Source organism: Lapidilactobacillus gannanensis (genome assembly GCF_003946675.1).
Taxonomy (GTDB): Bacteria; Bacillota; Bacilli; order Lactobacillales; family Lactobacillaceae; genus Lapidilactobacillus; species Lapidilactobacillus gannanensis.
The window spans coordinates 1-15,358 of the sequence record NZ_RHOT01000010.1 but is presented as its reverse complement, the minus strand read 5'-3'; the positions used below and the strand labels follow the sequence as shown (position 1 = coordinate 15,358).

Annotated in this window: 15 protein-coding genes and 1 tRNA gene; 11 read left to right on the top strand and 5 right to left on the bottom strand. The window is 40.0% G+C overall.

Translation table 11 applies throughout. The annotated features are described in order from the left end of the window. Positions 1-70: 70 nt before the first annotated feature. Entirely contained in the window at positions 71-598 is a 528-nt protein-coding gene (locus tag EKM81_RS04075; RefSeq protein ID WP_225420171.1) for a GtrA family protein, read from the bottom strand. Between the two features lie 5 nt (positions 599-603). Then, positions 604-1,056 (bottom strand): flavodoxin, encoded by a 453-nt coding sequence (locus EKM81_RS04070; RefSeq protein ID WP_125648811.1) that lies wholly within the window; start codon positions 1,054-1,056, stop codon positions 604-606. Positions 1,057-1,413: 357 nt separating this feature from the next. Here EKM81_RS04070 and EKM81_RS04065 point away from each other — a divergent pair, with 357 nt between their 5' ends. The 5 genes from EKM81_RS04065 (at position 1,414) to EKM81_RS04045 (ending at position 5,343) form a co-directional block, all read left to right on the top strand. After that, positions 1,414-2,004 carry an AAA family ATPase gene (locus tag EKM81_RS04065; RefSeq protein WP_125648808.1) on the top strand — a complete coding sequence of 197 codons (591 nt, stop codon included), beginning with the start codon at positions 1,414-1,416 and terminating at the stop codon, positions 2,002-2,004. A gap of 15 nt (positions 2,005-2,019) precedes the next feature. After that, on the top strand, positions 2,020-2,277 hold the full coding sequence (locus EKM81_RS04060) for a YdeI/OmpD-associated family protein (protein WP_125648806.1): 258 nt from the start codon (positions 2,020-2,022) through the stop codon (positions 2,275-2,277). A gap of 151 nt (positions 2,278-2,428) precedes the next feature. Continuing rightward, complete coding sequence (locus tag EKM81_RS04055) at positions 2,429-2,887, top strand: DUF3955 domain-containing protein (protein WP_125648803.1); 459 nt, start codon at positions 2,429-2,431, stop codon at positions 2,885-2,887. 177 nt (positions 2,888-3,064) lie between these two features. Next, the gene (locus EKM81_RS04050; RefSeq protein ID WP_125648800.1) at positions 3,065-3,997 is read left to right on the top strand and encodes a 2-dehydropantoate 2-reductase; all 933 of its coding nucleotides are present in this window, start codon (positions 3,065-3,067) and stop codon (positions 3,995-3,997) included. A gap of 365 nt (positions 3,998-4,362) precedes the next feature. Then, a complete protein-coding gene (locus EKM81_RS04045) occupies positions 4,363-5,343 on the top strand; it encodes a GMP reductase (protein ID WP_125648797.1) in 981 nt (326 codons plus the stop codon). 273 nt (positions 5,344-5,616) lie between these two features. On the opposite strand, the gene EKM81_RS04040 is transcribed toward EKM81_RS04045, so the two are convergent. Together EKM81_RS04040 and EKM81_RS04035 are read right to left on the bottom strand one after the other, a co-directional pair. Beyond that, positions 5,617-6,078 (bottom strand): hypothetical protein, encoded by a 462-nt coding sequence (locus tag EKM81_RS04040; RefSeq protein ID WP_125648794.1) that lies wholly within the window; start codon positions 6,076-6,078, stop codon positions 5,617-5,619. A 21-nt stretch (positions 6,079-6,099) separates the two neighbouring features. Further along, positions 6,100-6,546, bottom strand: a complete 447-nt coding sequence (locus EKM81_RS04035) for a GNAT family N-acetyltransferase (RefSeq protein WP_191987260.1) — start codon at positions 6,544-6,546, stop codon at positions 6,100-6,102. Between the two features lie 108 nt (positions 6,547-6,654). On the opposite strand from EKM81_RS04035, the gene EKM81_RS04030 reads away from it, so the two are divergent. The 3 genes from EKM81_RS04030 (at position 6,655) to EKM81_RS04020 (ending at position 11,276) form a co-directional block, all read left to right on the top strand. After that, positions 6,655-7,794, top strand: coding sequence for an AI-2E family transporter (locus EKM81_RS04030; RefSeq protein WP_125648791.1), 1,140 nt, complete (start codon positions 6,655-6,657; stop codon positions 7,792-7,794). A 312-nt stretch (positions 7,795-8,106) separates the two neighbouring features. Next, positions 8,107-9,453 (top strand): hemolysin family protein, encoded by a 1,347-nt coding sequence (locus tag EKM81_RS04025; RefSeq protein WP_125648788.1) that lies wholly within the window; start codon positions 8,107-8,109, stop codon positions 9,451-9,453. Between the two features lie 242 nt (positions 9,454-9,695). Beyond that, positions 9,696-11,276 (top strand): peptide chain release factor 3, encoded by a 1,581-nt coding sequence (locus tag EKM81_RS04020; protein WP_125648786.1) that lies wholly within the window; start codon positions 9,696-9,698, stop codon positions 11,274-11,276. Positions 11,277-11,836: 560 nt separating this feature from the next. On the opposite strand, the gene EKM81_RS04015 is transcribed toward EKM81_RS04020, so the two are convergent. Next, positions 11,837-11,910 (bottom strand) — tRNA-Arg (locus EKM81_RS04015). Between the two features lie 225 nt (positions 11,911-12,135). Here EKM81_RS04015 and EKM81_RS04010 point away from each other — a divergent pair. The 3 genes from EKM81_RS04010 to EKM81_RS04000 are packed head-to-tail and all read left to right on the top strand — an operon-like array spanning position 12,136 to position 15,173. Beyond that, positions 12,136-12,873, top strand: coding sequence for a GntR family transcriptional regulator (locus EKM81_RS04010; protein WP_125648783.1), 738 nt, complete (start codon positions 12,136-12,138; stop codon positions 12,871-12,873). Then, the gene (locus tag EKM81_RS04005) at positions 12,870-13,766 is read left to right on the top strand and encodes a DUF7916 family protein (RefSeq protein ID WP_125648780.1); all 897 of its coding nucleotides are present in this window, start codon (positions 12,870-12,872) and stop codon (positions 13,764-13,766) included. Before EKM81_RS04010 ends, EKM81_RS04005 begins: the two co-directional genes overlap by 4 nt. A 48-nt stretch (positions 13,767-13,814) precedes the next feature. Continuing rightward, positions 13,815-15,173 (top strand): PTS sugar transporter subunit IIC, encoded by a 1,359-nt coding sequence (locus EKM81_RS04000; RefSeq protein ID WP_125648777.1) that lies wholly within the window; start codon positions 13,815-13,817, stop codon positions 15,171-15,173. The last annotated feature ends 185 nt before the right edge of the window (positions 15,174-15,358 follow it).

Sequence of the window (15,358 nt, the reverse complement as noted above, 5' to 3'; positions counted from 1 at the left end):
CTTTTGAGGACACGTTTTAGCTGTTAGCGTTCGTTTTTATTTTTAGAGAATAAATTACTGTCACGGCTCGCTATTTTGATTGCTCTTTGTGTGATGCTGTTTTCTTAGAATGATTAGTCGTCTTTTTTTGGCGATAGTTGTGCAGGCGCTCTTGGCGCAACTTGCGCAACCGTGCGGTCATTTCTTTTTTCTCTTTACTGAAAGTATAGCGTGAAGTTGCATAATTTAACAGACCAACCAATACTTGATCAATCGTTTTACTAATGAAGCTATTCCAATGTAAGACACTGATGAACAGCACCATCAAGCCTGAATCGGCGAAAAAACTTAAGCCACGGAAGAAGAAAAAGGCTAATAATTCTGTGAATAACGCATAACCAGTCGAGTACTTAGACTTAAAGACAAGTGATTTATTAGTGAAAAAACCAAAAATAACCGAGATCAACCAAGCTAAGGTGTTAGCAAAGATATAGTGCGTATGGAAAACTTGTTTAATTAGCATAAAGGAGACAATATTAATCACCGATGCTAAGAAGCCAAATAGCGTGTACGCCCAAAAATCGCGATGACGCCGAATAAAGCCGATTATTTTCTCCATTAGCGTTACCGATTAGTTGCAGCAGTAACCAGCTTTTGTACAAAAGCTTCTAAATTTGCAATATCATCAGCCTCAGCAGCTAAATCAACCTTAACACTGTCTGCACCTTTAGTGGCCCCGGTTTGAGCAAAGGCTTTGTCGAAATCGTCCACGGTGGCACAGAAATGCCCCTCATAGAAACGGTCACCTGAACCACAAGTACCATAAATTTTACCAGTTAAATCTTCTTCAAGTAAATCGTCATAGAAATCTTGCGCTTCATCAGGCATGTCACCTTCACCATAAGTATAAGTGACTAAAACACAAATATCAGCCTTTTGGTAATCAGCTGCATCGGCCTGCGAGATTTCAGTCGTTTCAACATCAATCTCTAAATCCTGAAAAGCCTCTTCAACAATTCCCGCAATTTCTTCGTTATTACCAGTCATACTGGCATAAACAATCCTGGCAGTAGTCATCTACTGACCTCCAATCAAAATATCAGCGTATTTTTCTTGTCGTGTTGTTAGCGCAGACTAATTTAAACAGTCGGTGGTGGTAAAAGTTGCACACTCATAAATTTCAATTAGCTGCAGCTATTTGGCAAGAAAACACATTTAAAATAACTAACCGTAAAATTTTTAAAGTTAAACGTTTGAATGACCAGTTTATTTCGAATTAGAAATAATCTTACTTTTCATTATACCAAATAAGCGACAACAAACTGAAATTATAGCAAAAAAACGTTAATTAGCAAATTAATTTTTAGTGACATGTTACGCTTGCGGTAGAGATGGTATGATAAGGTATAAGAATTTTGAGAAAGAGTGACGCAGATGATTATTTGGCTAAATGGGCCTGTTGGTGTGGGCAAGAATATTGTTGCTTATGAATTGAATCGGCGGTTAAGTGCCTCGATTTTGTATCGACCAGATAATATTGGTGCTTTACTGAAGAAAAAATTACCAGCGGAACTATTACTGGACAACTTCCAGGACTATCCTGAATGGCGGCAGTGGAATTATCAGTTGTTGCGAAAAATTAGTTTACAAACTTCGCAGACGGTAATTGTTCCAATGCGCCTTAGCAATGCAACTTATTTTGATGAAATTATTGGTAAATTGCAGGCCGCTCAGATTGATGTGCGCCACTATACTTTGACGGCCACACCAGAGGTGATCAAGAAGCGCCTGCAAAAACGTGGCGATTTGCATAATCAATTTATGTTGTCGAAAATTTCAACGACTGATCAAATGGATTCGGAAATTGAATTTCCCACCATCTTGGATACTTCAACCTTAACAGTTCCGGAAATTGCCGATAAAATTGCGAAGGATTGTGCACTTCGAATTAAACCTGCTATGAAAAATAAGTATGCACAGGGCGCAATGAATTTTGGTGACATGATTCGCTCAAAATGGAATTAAGGAGGGATGACAGTAGTGGCAACTAAAAGTTTAGCTGATTATGAAGTTGATATTCCTAAAGTAGCGGCGTTGTTAGCGGCAGAACCAGCATTAAGTGATTTCTTTAAGACCTTAACGACTGGCTATCAGCGAGAATGGGCCAAATTCATTTTTGGTGCTAAGGCCGAAGCAACTAAATTGAAGCATATTGAAGAAATGAAGACCGTTCTAGCTGCTGGTTATAAGTCGAAGCGTGGCTATGCGAGTGCAATGAAAGCCCAAGGTCAGCACTAAGCTGATTAATGAACCAGCGTTATAACGTCGAATGCCCTAAGGAGATAATGATGCTACTATTGCTGGCGGCCAAGTTTAATGGATGCCAGCAATAGTAGCTTTATTTTTGGATTGCTTTAGGTTACGACTAGAGAGATCGGAGTGATTGAAGATGGATTTTGGTAAACAGATTAAGCAATTGCGTCGGACTCGACAATTGACCCAAGAGGAGTTGGCGCGCCAATTAAATGTCTCGCGGCAAACAATTTCTAGTTGGGAGACTAATCGGAATTTGCCGGATTTAACCATGGTTGTTCTAATTGCCCAAACTTTTCAATTGTCACTTGATCAATTAATTCTAGGAGATGTGACCATGAAGCAAAAGTTAATGCGTGATGGCAGTCAAATGCGGCAGTTACGGTTGCGAATCATTAGTTTGATTTTATTAGTTTTAGGTGGCGGTTGTTTTTTGATCAGTGGCTTGATTGGTTCATATGTTGATAGCCAGGGAATATTACACGAACCATTTTTCTTGATTCCGTTGGGATATTTGTTACTGGCAATTGGCATCATTGGTCTTTTGATCAATCTTATTAGTAAGCTGCGGCAACATTTTAGTAAGGCGTTATAACGTCGTTTGCATGCAAAGGTGCTCGCTGCTAGAGCGCTAATTAGTGGCTGCTAAATACAATTAATAATTTATTAAAAGCCCGATGGTTTAAGAGCTGATGAATAGTTCATTTTATTAGCTGTTAGCGCCAAAATTAGGTAGAATTGGCATGTAATTTACAGAAGGGAGATTTTATTTATGAAAATTGCAATTGCTGGTGCAGGTGCGATGGGATCGCGTTTTGGCGTGATGTTAAGTCGGGCCGGTAATCAGGTTATTTTAATTGATCAATGGGCTGCCCATGTTCAGGCTATTAATGAAAAAGGGCTGACGGTTGATACCGAAACTGGCAGTTCCCAAGTAAAATTACCAGCCTATTTACCGGCAGATGTTCAGGAAAAACCTGAGCTGGTCATTCTCTTTACCAAGTCAATGGGCTTGGCGAATATGTTAGCGGCAATTGAGCCTATTTTAGGTGAAACCACTAAGATTGTATGTTTGCTGAATGGGTTAGGCCATGTGCCAACATTAGAGAAATATGTTCGTAAAGAGAATATCTTTATGGGCGTGACCCTGTGGACTGCAGGACTTGTAGGACCAGGCCATGTTAAGTTAGTTGGTAATGGCCGTGTTGAGGTTCAGAATATTGATCCAGCGGGAGAGACTGCTGCTAAAGAAATTTGTGATCTTTTCAGCCAGGCTGGCTTGAATGCAGTCTATAGCGAAAATGTTATCTTTTCCATTTGGCGGAAGGCTTGTGTTAATGGGACCCTGAATACACTGTGCACTTTATTAGATTGTAATATTGGTGAATTCGGTCAACTTCCACAAGCAGCATCATTATTGCGGCAAATTATTGCTGAATTTGCTTTAGTCGCTAAAGCAACAGATCAAGTAACTTTGACCATTGAGCCAGTTGCTCAGCAAATCGAAGCACTGTACGATCCTAAGCAGGCGGGGTTACACTATCCTTCAATGTATCAGGATTTGATCTTGCATCATCGGCTAACTGAAATTGACTACCTTAATGGCTATGTTGCTAAAAAAGCAGCCGAGTTAAACTTAGCAACACCAATTTGCCAATTACTAACTGAGTTAATTCATGCTAAGGAAGCACTACTGGTCAAATAAATTTGTGTCTCTTATCGAGATTAAGTGCAGATTGTTCCTTAGAAAATCTACTTGCCATCAGTTATTAAGTCACAGCGTGTGACAACTGTGGTTAGCTGGTGAGTGTTAATGTAAAAAAGCAACCAATTCAGACGAATTGGTTGCTTTTTTGCGTTAAGCGAAACCGATGGCTTTTTGAGAGCACGTTTTAGCAGTAATTGATTTTCAATAATTGGCAGGATTTGGGTTTCAACTGATTTAAATAAATACGAATTAAACTGATTATATGGCTTATTAAAGTTCGGAAATAGTTGATAAAATATACTTTATTTGGTATGATGGTTCTGCTGAGCTGAAAAACAAGAACAATTGAAAAAGGTGATTAAGTGTTAGAAACGTTTGATTATGAGAATATTCAATTAATTCCACGGCGCTGTGTTGTGAACAGTCGTCGTGAGATTAATACGGCCGTTAAATTGGGAAAGCGAACATTTAAATTACCCGTAGTACCCGCCAATATGCAAACAGTTATTGATGAACCTTTGGCATTCTGGTTAGCAAAACATGATTATTTCTATGTGATGCATCGTTTTGCACCAGAGCGACGGTTGAGTTTTGTTCGGAAAATACAGGCTGCTGGTCTTTATGCCTCAATTTCAGTTGGTGTGAAACCTGATGAAGTCGCGTTTGTTAAGTCACTTGTTGCTGCTAAATTAACGCCGGAATATATCACAATCGATATTGCTCATGGGCATGCTGATAGTGTGATCGAAATGATTAAAATAATTAAACAAAGTCTACCTGAAAGTTTTGTGATTGCTGGGAATGTTGGGACACCTGATGGCGTACGAGATTTAGAAGCGGCCGGTGCTGATGCTACCAAGGTGGGAATTGGTCCTGGTCGAGCCTGTATCACTAAGTTGAAAACTGGTTTTGGAACGGGTGGCTGGCAGCTCTCAGCGTTAGCATGGTGCCAAAGTGTCGCGACTAAGCCAATTATTGCTGATGGCGGAATTCGAACTCATGGCGATATTGCAAAATCAATTCGTTTTGGTGCGACCATGGTGATGGTTGGTTCGCTTTTAGCAGGGTATGAACAGTCACCTGGCGAAGTTGTGACTCATCATGACCAGAAGTATAAGGTTTATTTCGGTTCCGCATCTGAATCACAGAAACAAGTTCATCAACATATTGAGGGCAAGAAAGTTTTATTGCCTTTGAAGGGTGATTTGTACCAAGAATTGCGTGATCTTCAGGAAGATTTACAATCGGCGATTTCATATGCGGGTGGTCGTGATCTGCAGGCCTTAAAGGAAGTCGATTATGTAACGGTACCGAATACTATTTATAATGGTGATCATGATTAACTGTGCTTTGGCCAGCGACCAATTGTGTCTCACTGATAAAAGAAAAAGTATTTGATTCCTGAAATTTAAAAGTGCAACTGTAACTACTACCGCTGTTTTCAAAAAGCAACCGGTTCCGCTTAACGCAAAAATGTCGAGCAATTCTAACGAATTGTTCGACATTTTTTGTAATGCTCACCGGCTGACTGCCTTTTGAGCACACACTATTTCTGACGAGACTGTGAGTTACTCTGTAACTTTCCTTAGCTGCTGAACCGTTATGACAATTTGTAATTATCGTTGCTCTGGATCAATGCTTAAGATATCGTAAGCAAGATAAGAACCAATCGCGGTGGAGATAAACATGACCACAATGGGCCATCCTAGGGAACTTTGAATAATAATATTCCGGGGTAATAACCAGTGAATGAAATAAATTCCGGCAATACTAAGAATAAAGTCGAGGATTAAATTAAAAATCACGAGCACTTTACCTTGATCAATCAAGAAGAATTTACCAAAATGGGCAACCCAAGATTTAGGATCTTGCAGGACTAACAGCCCCAGTGGTCGTTGAATAATAATTTTTAAGGCCAACATGATGCAGGCACCAACTAAACCTCCAACACCTAACCGCCACCAATTATCCCAATGTTGCACTAACGCATCATAAGCAGAACTGATCATAAAGATGGCCGTCACATAAGGCACCACAAATAGGAAAAAGTACGTAACATTTAATTTAAAACGGGACATATTATAACCTCACTTTTACAATTAATGGTTTAACTCTAACCGCATTTCCTGATGACGAATGTTTGCATCAAGAAAAATTGGCCGTGTCGTGGCTTGAAATTTTAACTTCTGATAAAACGGGACCGCCGTTAATTGGGCGCCTAAAATTAAATAAGGTACGCGCGCTTTCTGAGCTGCAGTAATGACACTAGTTAATAATGTTTTAGCGTAATCGTGGTGACGATATTCGCGCAAGGTTGCCACGCGCTGGATGTGCCAACCACCATCCGCTTCAACAATTGTGCGGCAGGTAACCACCGGCATTTTATCCAAGTAACCGACATAATTAGTCGCCACATTTTCGAATTGATCAATTTCCAACGCAACCGCAACTTGCTGTTCCTCAACAAAAACTGTTTTGCGTATTTGTAGTGAATCTTGATATAATTGAGTCATCGCACCCGAGGCATGCTTGATTGTTAAATCCATTGTAAAAATAGCCTCCCTGGCTAAGTTGATCTTGGTCAAGCTGTGACCAGTTGCTTTCATTATACCTTATTCTGAATCGGTTTTGACGAGAAAAATTTGAGGAAAATTATGTTTAATAAATTGAAAAATTCGCGGATCTTATTAATTGGCTTAGAATTACTAGTCATTGCGACGTTAATTTTGGTGTTAAGTAAAATTAGTTTTATTTTTGGTCCCATCCAAACCTTTATTGCGACGCTGTTTGGTCCGTTTCTATTTGCCGGATTTCTCTACTACCTGCTTAATCCACTAATTAACTTATTGGAAAAAATAAAAATTAAGCGTGGTTGGGGAATATTAATTGCCTTTCTATTGTTGTTTGGGTTGTTATTGTTGAGTATTGGTGCCGTGATTCCCCAATTGGTTAACCAAATTTCTCATATCATTAGTAACTTACCGACTTTTGCTAAGGACATCCAGCATACTTATGAGCAGGTTTTAAGTAGTGCCTGGGCTAAAAAATATCATGTCAATCAATTGATTAATCAAATCAACTTACAGCCGACAACGTTATATCCCGAGATCGGCAAATTTATTACGCAAAATTTTGGTAATTTTGGCACGGTGATTACTTCAGTGAGTGGTTTTGCTGTCAGTGCCTTGACGGTGCCAGTTATTTTATACTATCTATTAAAGGATGGTCATAAGTTAGTGCCTAATATTCAGCGTCTATTTCCAGAACGGTTTCGCAGTGAGGTTGCTGAATTATTAACTAGAATGAATCAAACAATTTCAACTTATTTTGCTGGTCAGTTTTTGGATATGTTATTTGTTGGCACTTTAACCTTTATTGGCTATTTAATTATTCGGATGCCATACGCGCTGTTATTGGCGTTTATTGCTGGCTTAATGAACATTGTGCCCTATTTAGGCCCTTGGCTAGGGGTGTTCCCAGCCATTTTGGTTGCTTTAACAGTCTCATTCCCTAAGGCCATTTTAGTAGCAATCGTTGTGATTATCGTGCAGCAATTGGATGGTAATCTGATTTACCCACATGTCATTGGCAAGACGCTACAGATCCATCCGTTAACGATCATCGTGCTGATTTTAGTGGCTGGTAATATGTTTGGATTTCTGGGAATCGTTCTTTGTATTCCGGTTTACGCTGTTGGTAAAACCACAGTTAAGTATTTACTTGATTTCTATCGGCTGCGGAAAAAGGCTAAAACTGAAGCGGCCTTTGTTGCAACGAAGGATGACTCTAAATAGTCATATCAAGTGGCCGATGCGTTCGTTGCTGAGCCGATTTTTCCACGTGAGGGGCTATCCTAGGGGTGCGACCAAGGGCGGTTACTTCTTGTGAACGCGTTTCAGCAGTTAAAGTTCAGCCTACTTTGATAAAGGAACTTTTGCCATGAGTTTGTGCAATTTTGGTGGCTAGTGGTCGCAATATTATTTTTTAATCATCTTTTAATTAAAACAGTCGCTTTTGTAGGTCACAGTATTGAAAGCGAGTAAAGCAGTTGGTATAATTATCTCATTCAACATAAATTTTAAAATCGAAAGTGAGTGGATTCATTAATGAGTGGTGACCCGGCCAGTTCGTCGTTGGGTGGACAGATACTTTTGATCGTGATCTTGACCTTCGTGAATGCGTTTTTCGCGGCGGCTGAGATGGCGATCGTTTCCGTCAATCGTAACAAAATTGAAGCAGAGGCAAGTGATGGTGATAAGCGTGCCAAGTCGTTATTGCAAGTCATGAATGACTCTAGTAGCTTCTTGGCAACGATTCAAGTCGCTATTACCTTTGCTGGTTTCTTATCATCAGCAAGTGCAGCAACATCAATGGCTAAACTTTTAGCACCAGTTTTTGGCACTGCTAGCTGGGCTGAACAAGCTTCTGTCATTATTATTACGATTATTCTGTCATATATTTCCCTAGTTTTTGGGGAACTATTTCCTAAACAAATTGCCTTGGCTAAGGCTGAACAAGTTGCTAAACTTAGTGTCGGTCCAGTCAAATTTGTGCGTGGTTTCTTACGTCCCTTCGTGTGGTTATTGTCAGCTTCCACTAATTTATTAGTGAAGGTTACGCCAGTTGATTTATCAACGGCTGATAATCAAGTCACCCGTGATGATATGTTGTCAGTGATTGAGAAGTCACGTAAAACTGGTGTTATCAATCCAGATGAATACAACATGTTAGAGGGCATTATCAACTTCAATGATATTATGGCACGAGAAGTAATGGTGCCACGGACGGATGCCTTTATGGTGGATATTAATGATCCGGATAGTGATAATATCGACCGGATTTTGGCCCAACCATATTCACGAGTGCCCGTTTATCAAGAAGACAAAGACGTGATTGTGGGAATTTTGCATATTAAGAATATTTTGCAGAAGGCTCACAGTACAGGTTTTGATCATTTAAAACTTGCTGATATTATGACGGCGCCAATGTTTGTTCCGGAAACAGTTAACATTAATGAATTACTGTTAGAGATGCAAAAAACTCACCAGCAAATGGCTATCCTTTTGGATGAGTATGGTGGTGTTGTCGGTTTAGCCACAATTGAAGATTTAATTGAAGAAATTGTTGGTGAGATTGATGACGAGTCTGATGCGACAGAAACACTTTTCACTAAGGTCAATGATCATCGTTATGTAATTGCGGGGAAGATGCCGCTATCTGATTTTAATGATCAGTTTGGGACCAATCTGGAAAATGATGATGTGGATACAATTGCTGGTTTTGTAATTACTGAATTAGGCACAATCCCAACTAATGGCAATCATTTACAAGTGACTTTAGCCAATGGTATGGTGCTAACAACTGGCGTGGTGCGTGGTTCACGGTTAGAAAATGTGACGCTTGAAATACCCGCAGAACCTGTTGTTATTCCAGAAGAACCTGAAGATAATTAACATGAGGAGTTTGGGACCGAAACCCCGAACTCTTTTTTACTGGTTTTTTGTAGTTTTTTGATTTATTAAGAAAGGTGCGATTTCACCGATGTGAGCGCTAATTGATTTGTCGTCGATCATTAAGCCTAGTTACTGGAGCTGGTTAATTTTTGACCAGCTAAGGTTGGGCTAATTGTCGTGCTATAATCAGAACAGAATATTTTATTTGATAATGTCGTTGTGATGAATGAAGTGAGGTAAATATGAATACAAGTGAATTAGCAACAGCGGTAGCCAAACGTCGGACTTTCGCGATTATTTCTCATCCTGATGCTGGGAAAACAACTATTACTGAACAAATGTTATTGTTTGGTGGGGTCATCCGGCAGGCTGGTACCGTCAAAGCGAAGAAGTCGGGAAATTTTGCGACTTCTGACTGGATGGATATTGAAAAGAAACGTGGGATTTCTGTCACCAGTTCAGTGATGCAGTTTGATTTTGACGGAAAGCGCGTCAATATTTTGGATACGCCGGGACATGAGGACTTCTCAGAAGATACTTATCGCACATTAATGGCAGTTGATGCGGCGGTCATGGTGATCGATTCAGCTAAAGGGATCGAGCCTCAAACTAAGAAATTATTTAAAGTTGTTAAGCAACGGGGCATTCCTATTTTTACATTTATGAATAAATTGGACCGTGATGGTCGTGAGCCGCTAGACTTAATTGCTGAGTTGGAAGAGCTCTTAAATATTGAGGGCGTCGCCATGAATTGGCCAATTGGTATGGGCAAAGGTTTGAAGGGAATCTATAATCGTCAGCAGCAACAACTTGAACTTTATCGGCCTACCGATGAGTCTAAGCGGTTCTTACCCCTAGATCCTGAAACTGGTGAGATTGTTGGTGACAATCCTTTGAAGCAAGATGCTGTTTATCAGCAAGCGGTGGCTGATGTTGAGTTGTTAGAAGAAGCCGGCAATCAATTTGATTTGCAGAAGGTTCTAGCTGGTCAGCAAACACCAGTTTATTTCGGTTCAGCCTTAACTAATTTCGGCGTGGAGACTTTCTTGAAGAGTTTCTTAAGTATGGCACCAGCACCTAGTGATCATCAATTGCAAAATGGCACTGATTTACCAGCGACAGCGCCGGAATTTGCCGGTTTTGTTTTCAAAATTCAGGCGAATATGAATCCAGCTCATCGTGATCGGATTGCGTTTGTCCGGATTTGTTCAGGTGAATTCACCAAGGGCATGACGGTAACTTTGACGCGGACGGGTAAGCCCTTGCGGTTAAATAATGCCACTGAGTTCATGTCAGCTGAACGGGAACAAGTTTCATCCGCTGTGGCTGGCGACATTGTTGGTCTCTATGACACTGGTAATTTCCAAATTGGTGACAGTATCTATGGTGGCAAAGAAGCGGTTGAATTTGAACCGCTACCACAATTTACTCCTGAACTATTTATGGAAGTTACGGCTAAGAACGTGATGAAGCAGAAGTCTTTCCATAAGGGAATGCAACAATTGGTCCAAGAAGGGGCCGTTCAGTTGTACAAGACTTATAATACAGATGATTATATTCTTGGAGCTGTGGGTCAGCTGCAATTTGAAGTTTTCCAATATCGGATGATGCATGAATACAATTCCGAAGTTGTCATGAAGCCAATCGGCGCACGGACGGCTCGGTGGATTGATCCTGAACAATTAGATCCGAAGATGTCGTCTAATCGTAATTTATTGGTGAAGGATCTGGAGGATAAGCCACTCTTCTTATTCGAAAATCACTTTGCAGAAAATTGGTTCAGGGATAAGTACCCTGATGTTAAGCTAACAGAAAAACTATAAGCTTTCGGCTCCCTTAACCGCAGATCGGTTGCTGGCGATGGCTCAATGACAAGCGCTGCGACTACTTAAACACACTAATTTTTATCGGATATCTTTTAATACAATATCTTTGGTGACATTTAAATAACCATGACTAATCAGGACTATAGCCAGTTCATGCAAAAAAAGAGTGTGACACCAGGCAGTCAGCCGGTGCGCATGAACGTAAAATGCCGAGCAATTCGTTAGAATTGCTCGGCATTTTTGCGTTAAGCGGAACCAGTTGCCTTTTGAGGCCACGTTTCAGCAGTTAACGTTCATTTTATTTTTAATAAAATAACTTATGTCCCAGATTCGTTTGATCTGGTTAAAAATAATTAGTATTCGCAATTGATAAAATTACAAGTTCTGTCGCCATTTATATTAACGGATACAGACAAAAGTGTGGACACTTTTTGAAAATCACACTTTTTTGTCCACACATTGTCCACACTTTTCTATTTTCCTGTTTTTCCCATTTGCTAAAAGTCAGTATTTATAAGGGCTTTGCTATCCATGCTTTTCCCATTTTACCAGAAATATGCGACAGAAGAGATTCGAACTCTTTACCTACGGCTTAGGAGGCCGTCGCTCTATCCACGTGAGCTACTATCGCGTTAATAAGTTAATTATACGAATTTTAACAGCTATCTGCAATATCTAGTTAAAGTAATGGGGGATGTTGATTTTTGACAATTCGAACAAGTTTCAATTCGAAGTCATTAGATAAATGACAAGGTATATTTTCTAATATGATAATGTTTATTTAAAATATGACTTTATATATTCAAAAATAGCCTTTATACTTAGTTTGTAAACGTTTGCGGTTAGGAGGCAGCTAATGCCTAAATATGAAGAGATCTCTCAAGAATTAATGGAACGAATTAAATCAGGACGCTATCCAGTTAATCAGCCTTTGCCTCGGCAAAATGATTTGGCCGCTGAATTTAAAACCAGTCGAATGACGATTCAACAGGCGTTAAAAATTTTAGTGGATGCTGGTTATCTTTATAGTATTCGTGGTTCTGGTACTTATATTCGGCAAAGTGCCTTGCAAATTTCTAAATTAGATACTTTAGCTAGTGAGTATCATGGTGCGACTTATCGTTTGCGAAATCAGGGTCAAGTGACTAGCAAGATTCTGCGATTTGATACAAGATTTCCTGATCAGAATGAACGGGATAATCTACTGATTAAGGAGACAGATCCAGTTTATGATATTTGTCGTGTACGGTATTTGAATCAGCAGCCATATGCAATTGAATATACAGTGATGCCTTTTAAGGCAGTACCTGGGATTACGCGGGCAGTGTTGTTAAAGTCAATTTACAGTTATATTGAGCATCATTTTGGTCGACAAATTGGCTCGTCTTATCGAATTGTTCGTGCTGATAAGGCAACGACTGTTGATCAGACAGAATTGGCACTGGGACCTTGTGATCCTATTTTGGAAGTCAGCCAAGTGGTTTATTTTGAAGATGGGACACCTTTTGAACTGTCTCATTCGCGCCATCCTTATACTCAAGGTAATGTTATTATTGTGAATCAAAAAAAGACAAAGGGTCATATAAAAAAATGAAGCGATTATTAGGTAGTGATGCATCAACCGTGCTTAAATTGACTGCACCAGAATTGAAGCAGGCAATTCAAGCCTCTGAAGGTAGAATTATTTGTTGTGAAACAGTTGCCACCCATTCGCCGCTAATTGATGATCTTTCCAATGCAGAAGTAGCGGTTGCTTATGGTGCCAATTTGATTTTATTAAATGGCTTTGATGTTTTTCATCCCGAAGTAAAGGGGATTGGTACTGGCAAAGAAGTCGTGAAGACTTTACGCTCGTTAGTCGGACGGCCAGTAGGGATTAATTTGGAGCCAATTGACCCTTCTGTTGAGATGTTAGAAGATCGTGATCAAATTGCTTTAGGTCGAACTTGTACCTTAGCGACAATTGCGGCCGCTGATGAATTAGGGGTTGACTTTATTTGTTTGGCTGGCAATCCAGGCACAGGTGTTTCGACACAGCAAATTCTTAAGAGTATTGCTTTGGTCAAGGCGAATTTTCACGGGTTGATCATCGCTGGTAAAATGCATGGCGGTGGTGCCAATGAGGCAGTCATTCCCGAGGATGATATTTTGCAGGACTTTGTGGCTCAGGGTGCCGACATTATTTTAATGCCAGCAGTTGGTACGGTACCTGGTTTAACCGAGGCAATGGTTTATCAAAAGGTGCAATTGGTACATCAAGCTGGCGCGCTAACTTTATCAGCAATCGGGACCAGTCAAGAGGGTGCAGATCGTGCGACAATTCGCGAAATTGCGCTGGCTAATAAACGTTGTGGCTTTGATATTCAACATTTAGGTGATGCCGGATTCAGTGGCGTTGCCTTAGTTGAAAACATTTATCAAATGTCATTAACAATTCGGGGATTGCGACATACGATTGTCACAATTGCCCGGTCAGTTAATCGTTAATCGTTTAACTTAAAATTCAGCATTAAGGGGATAAATGGAGGTTTTATTATGCAAGCAATTATGAATTGGCTTGAGAAATATGTCGTTCCAATTGCGACTAAAATTGGTTCGATCAAATGGCTAATGGCATTGCGCGATGGGTTTATTGCAACAATGCCGATTACCATGGCAGGTTCATTATCAACATTATTAAATGCGTTATTACAGACTTATCCAGAACAATGGGGTTGGACGGGCTTCGTTAACGCCGTGCAGCCAATTATTACGATTGATGGTACTGTTTGGAACGGTTCACTTGCTATTTTTTCAATTTATTTTGCCTCAATGTGGGGCTATCATTTAGCTCATAACTATGGTGTTGATGGATTGTCAGGCTCATTATTATCTGTCGCTGCCTTCTTTATGAGTATCAACAATACCAGCATGGTTAGTTTAACTAAGAATATTTCTCAATCAGCAGTTAAAGTGTTGAATGATTCTGGTGCAGTTGCTACTAATAATTCTGTAACTGTTAATGGTGTTTTTGCCATGGGACAGTTGAATTCAGCCAATCTATTTACAGCTATGATTTTCGGGGCGATTGCGGTATCAATTTATATTTGGTTAATGAAGAAAGATTTGACCATTAAGATGCCCGATAGTGTACCGCCTGCAGTATCCAAAGCGTTTGCGGCATTGATTCCTGGGATGATTTCCATGTACGCTGTTTCATTGATCAACTTCTTATTTACGAAGATGACAGGTGCATTCTTTGGTGATTGGTTGGCAAAAACAATTCAAGCCCCCTTGATGAAAGCTGGACAAGGCTTTGGCATGGTTATTTTAGTTACCTTCTTAGTTCAAATCTTCTGGTTCTTCGGTATTCATGGTTCTAATGTTTTAGGACCAGTATTGGAATCTATTTGGACGCCAGCCCAAAACTTAAATATCGAAGCAATGAAGAATCATGCTAAAATTCCTTATCAATGGGTTCGTGGTTCATTTGATATTTATGCTTGGTTTGGTGGTGCCGGTGGAACTGTCTTGTTGATTGTTGCTATTCTAGCCTTTTCTAAACGTAGCGATGAAAAAGCAGTCGCTAAATTAGCTTTGGCACCGGGACTATTCAACATTAATGAACCAATTATGTTTGGTTTACCAGTCGTTCTAAATGCGATTTACTTTATTCCATTTATTGTCGCACCAGTAGTTGATGTGACGATAGCTTACTTCATTACTCAGGCTGGTTGGGTTAGTCCAGTCCAAGTTGCTGTACCTTGGATCACACCACCTGTTTTGTATGCCTTCCTAGCAACGAACTTTGACTGGCGGGCAACGTTACTTTCAATCATTACGATGGTCATCGCCTTTATGATTTGGTTACCATTCGTTAAAGCTTCAAGTAAAATCAAGGTTGATGACGAGTAATCGTTATTCATAATTAGCGGGTCCAATTGTTGGCCAAACTAAAAATATGGTCGGGTTTTAACAGGCAGATAACTGTTGAAATCAGAAAAGCGTTCGGTAAATTTTGCCGGCTATACTCCTTCTTGGGTAGACAAGCAAATAATTAAAGCTTGTCTTCCTAGGAAGGAGTTTTTGTATGGGCCGGA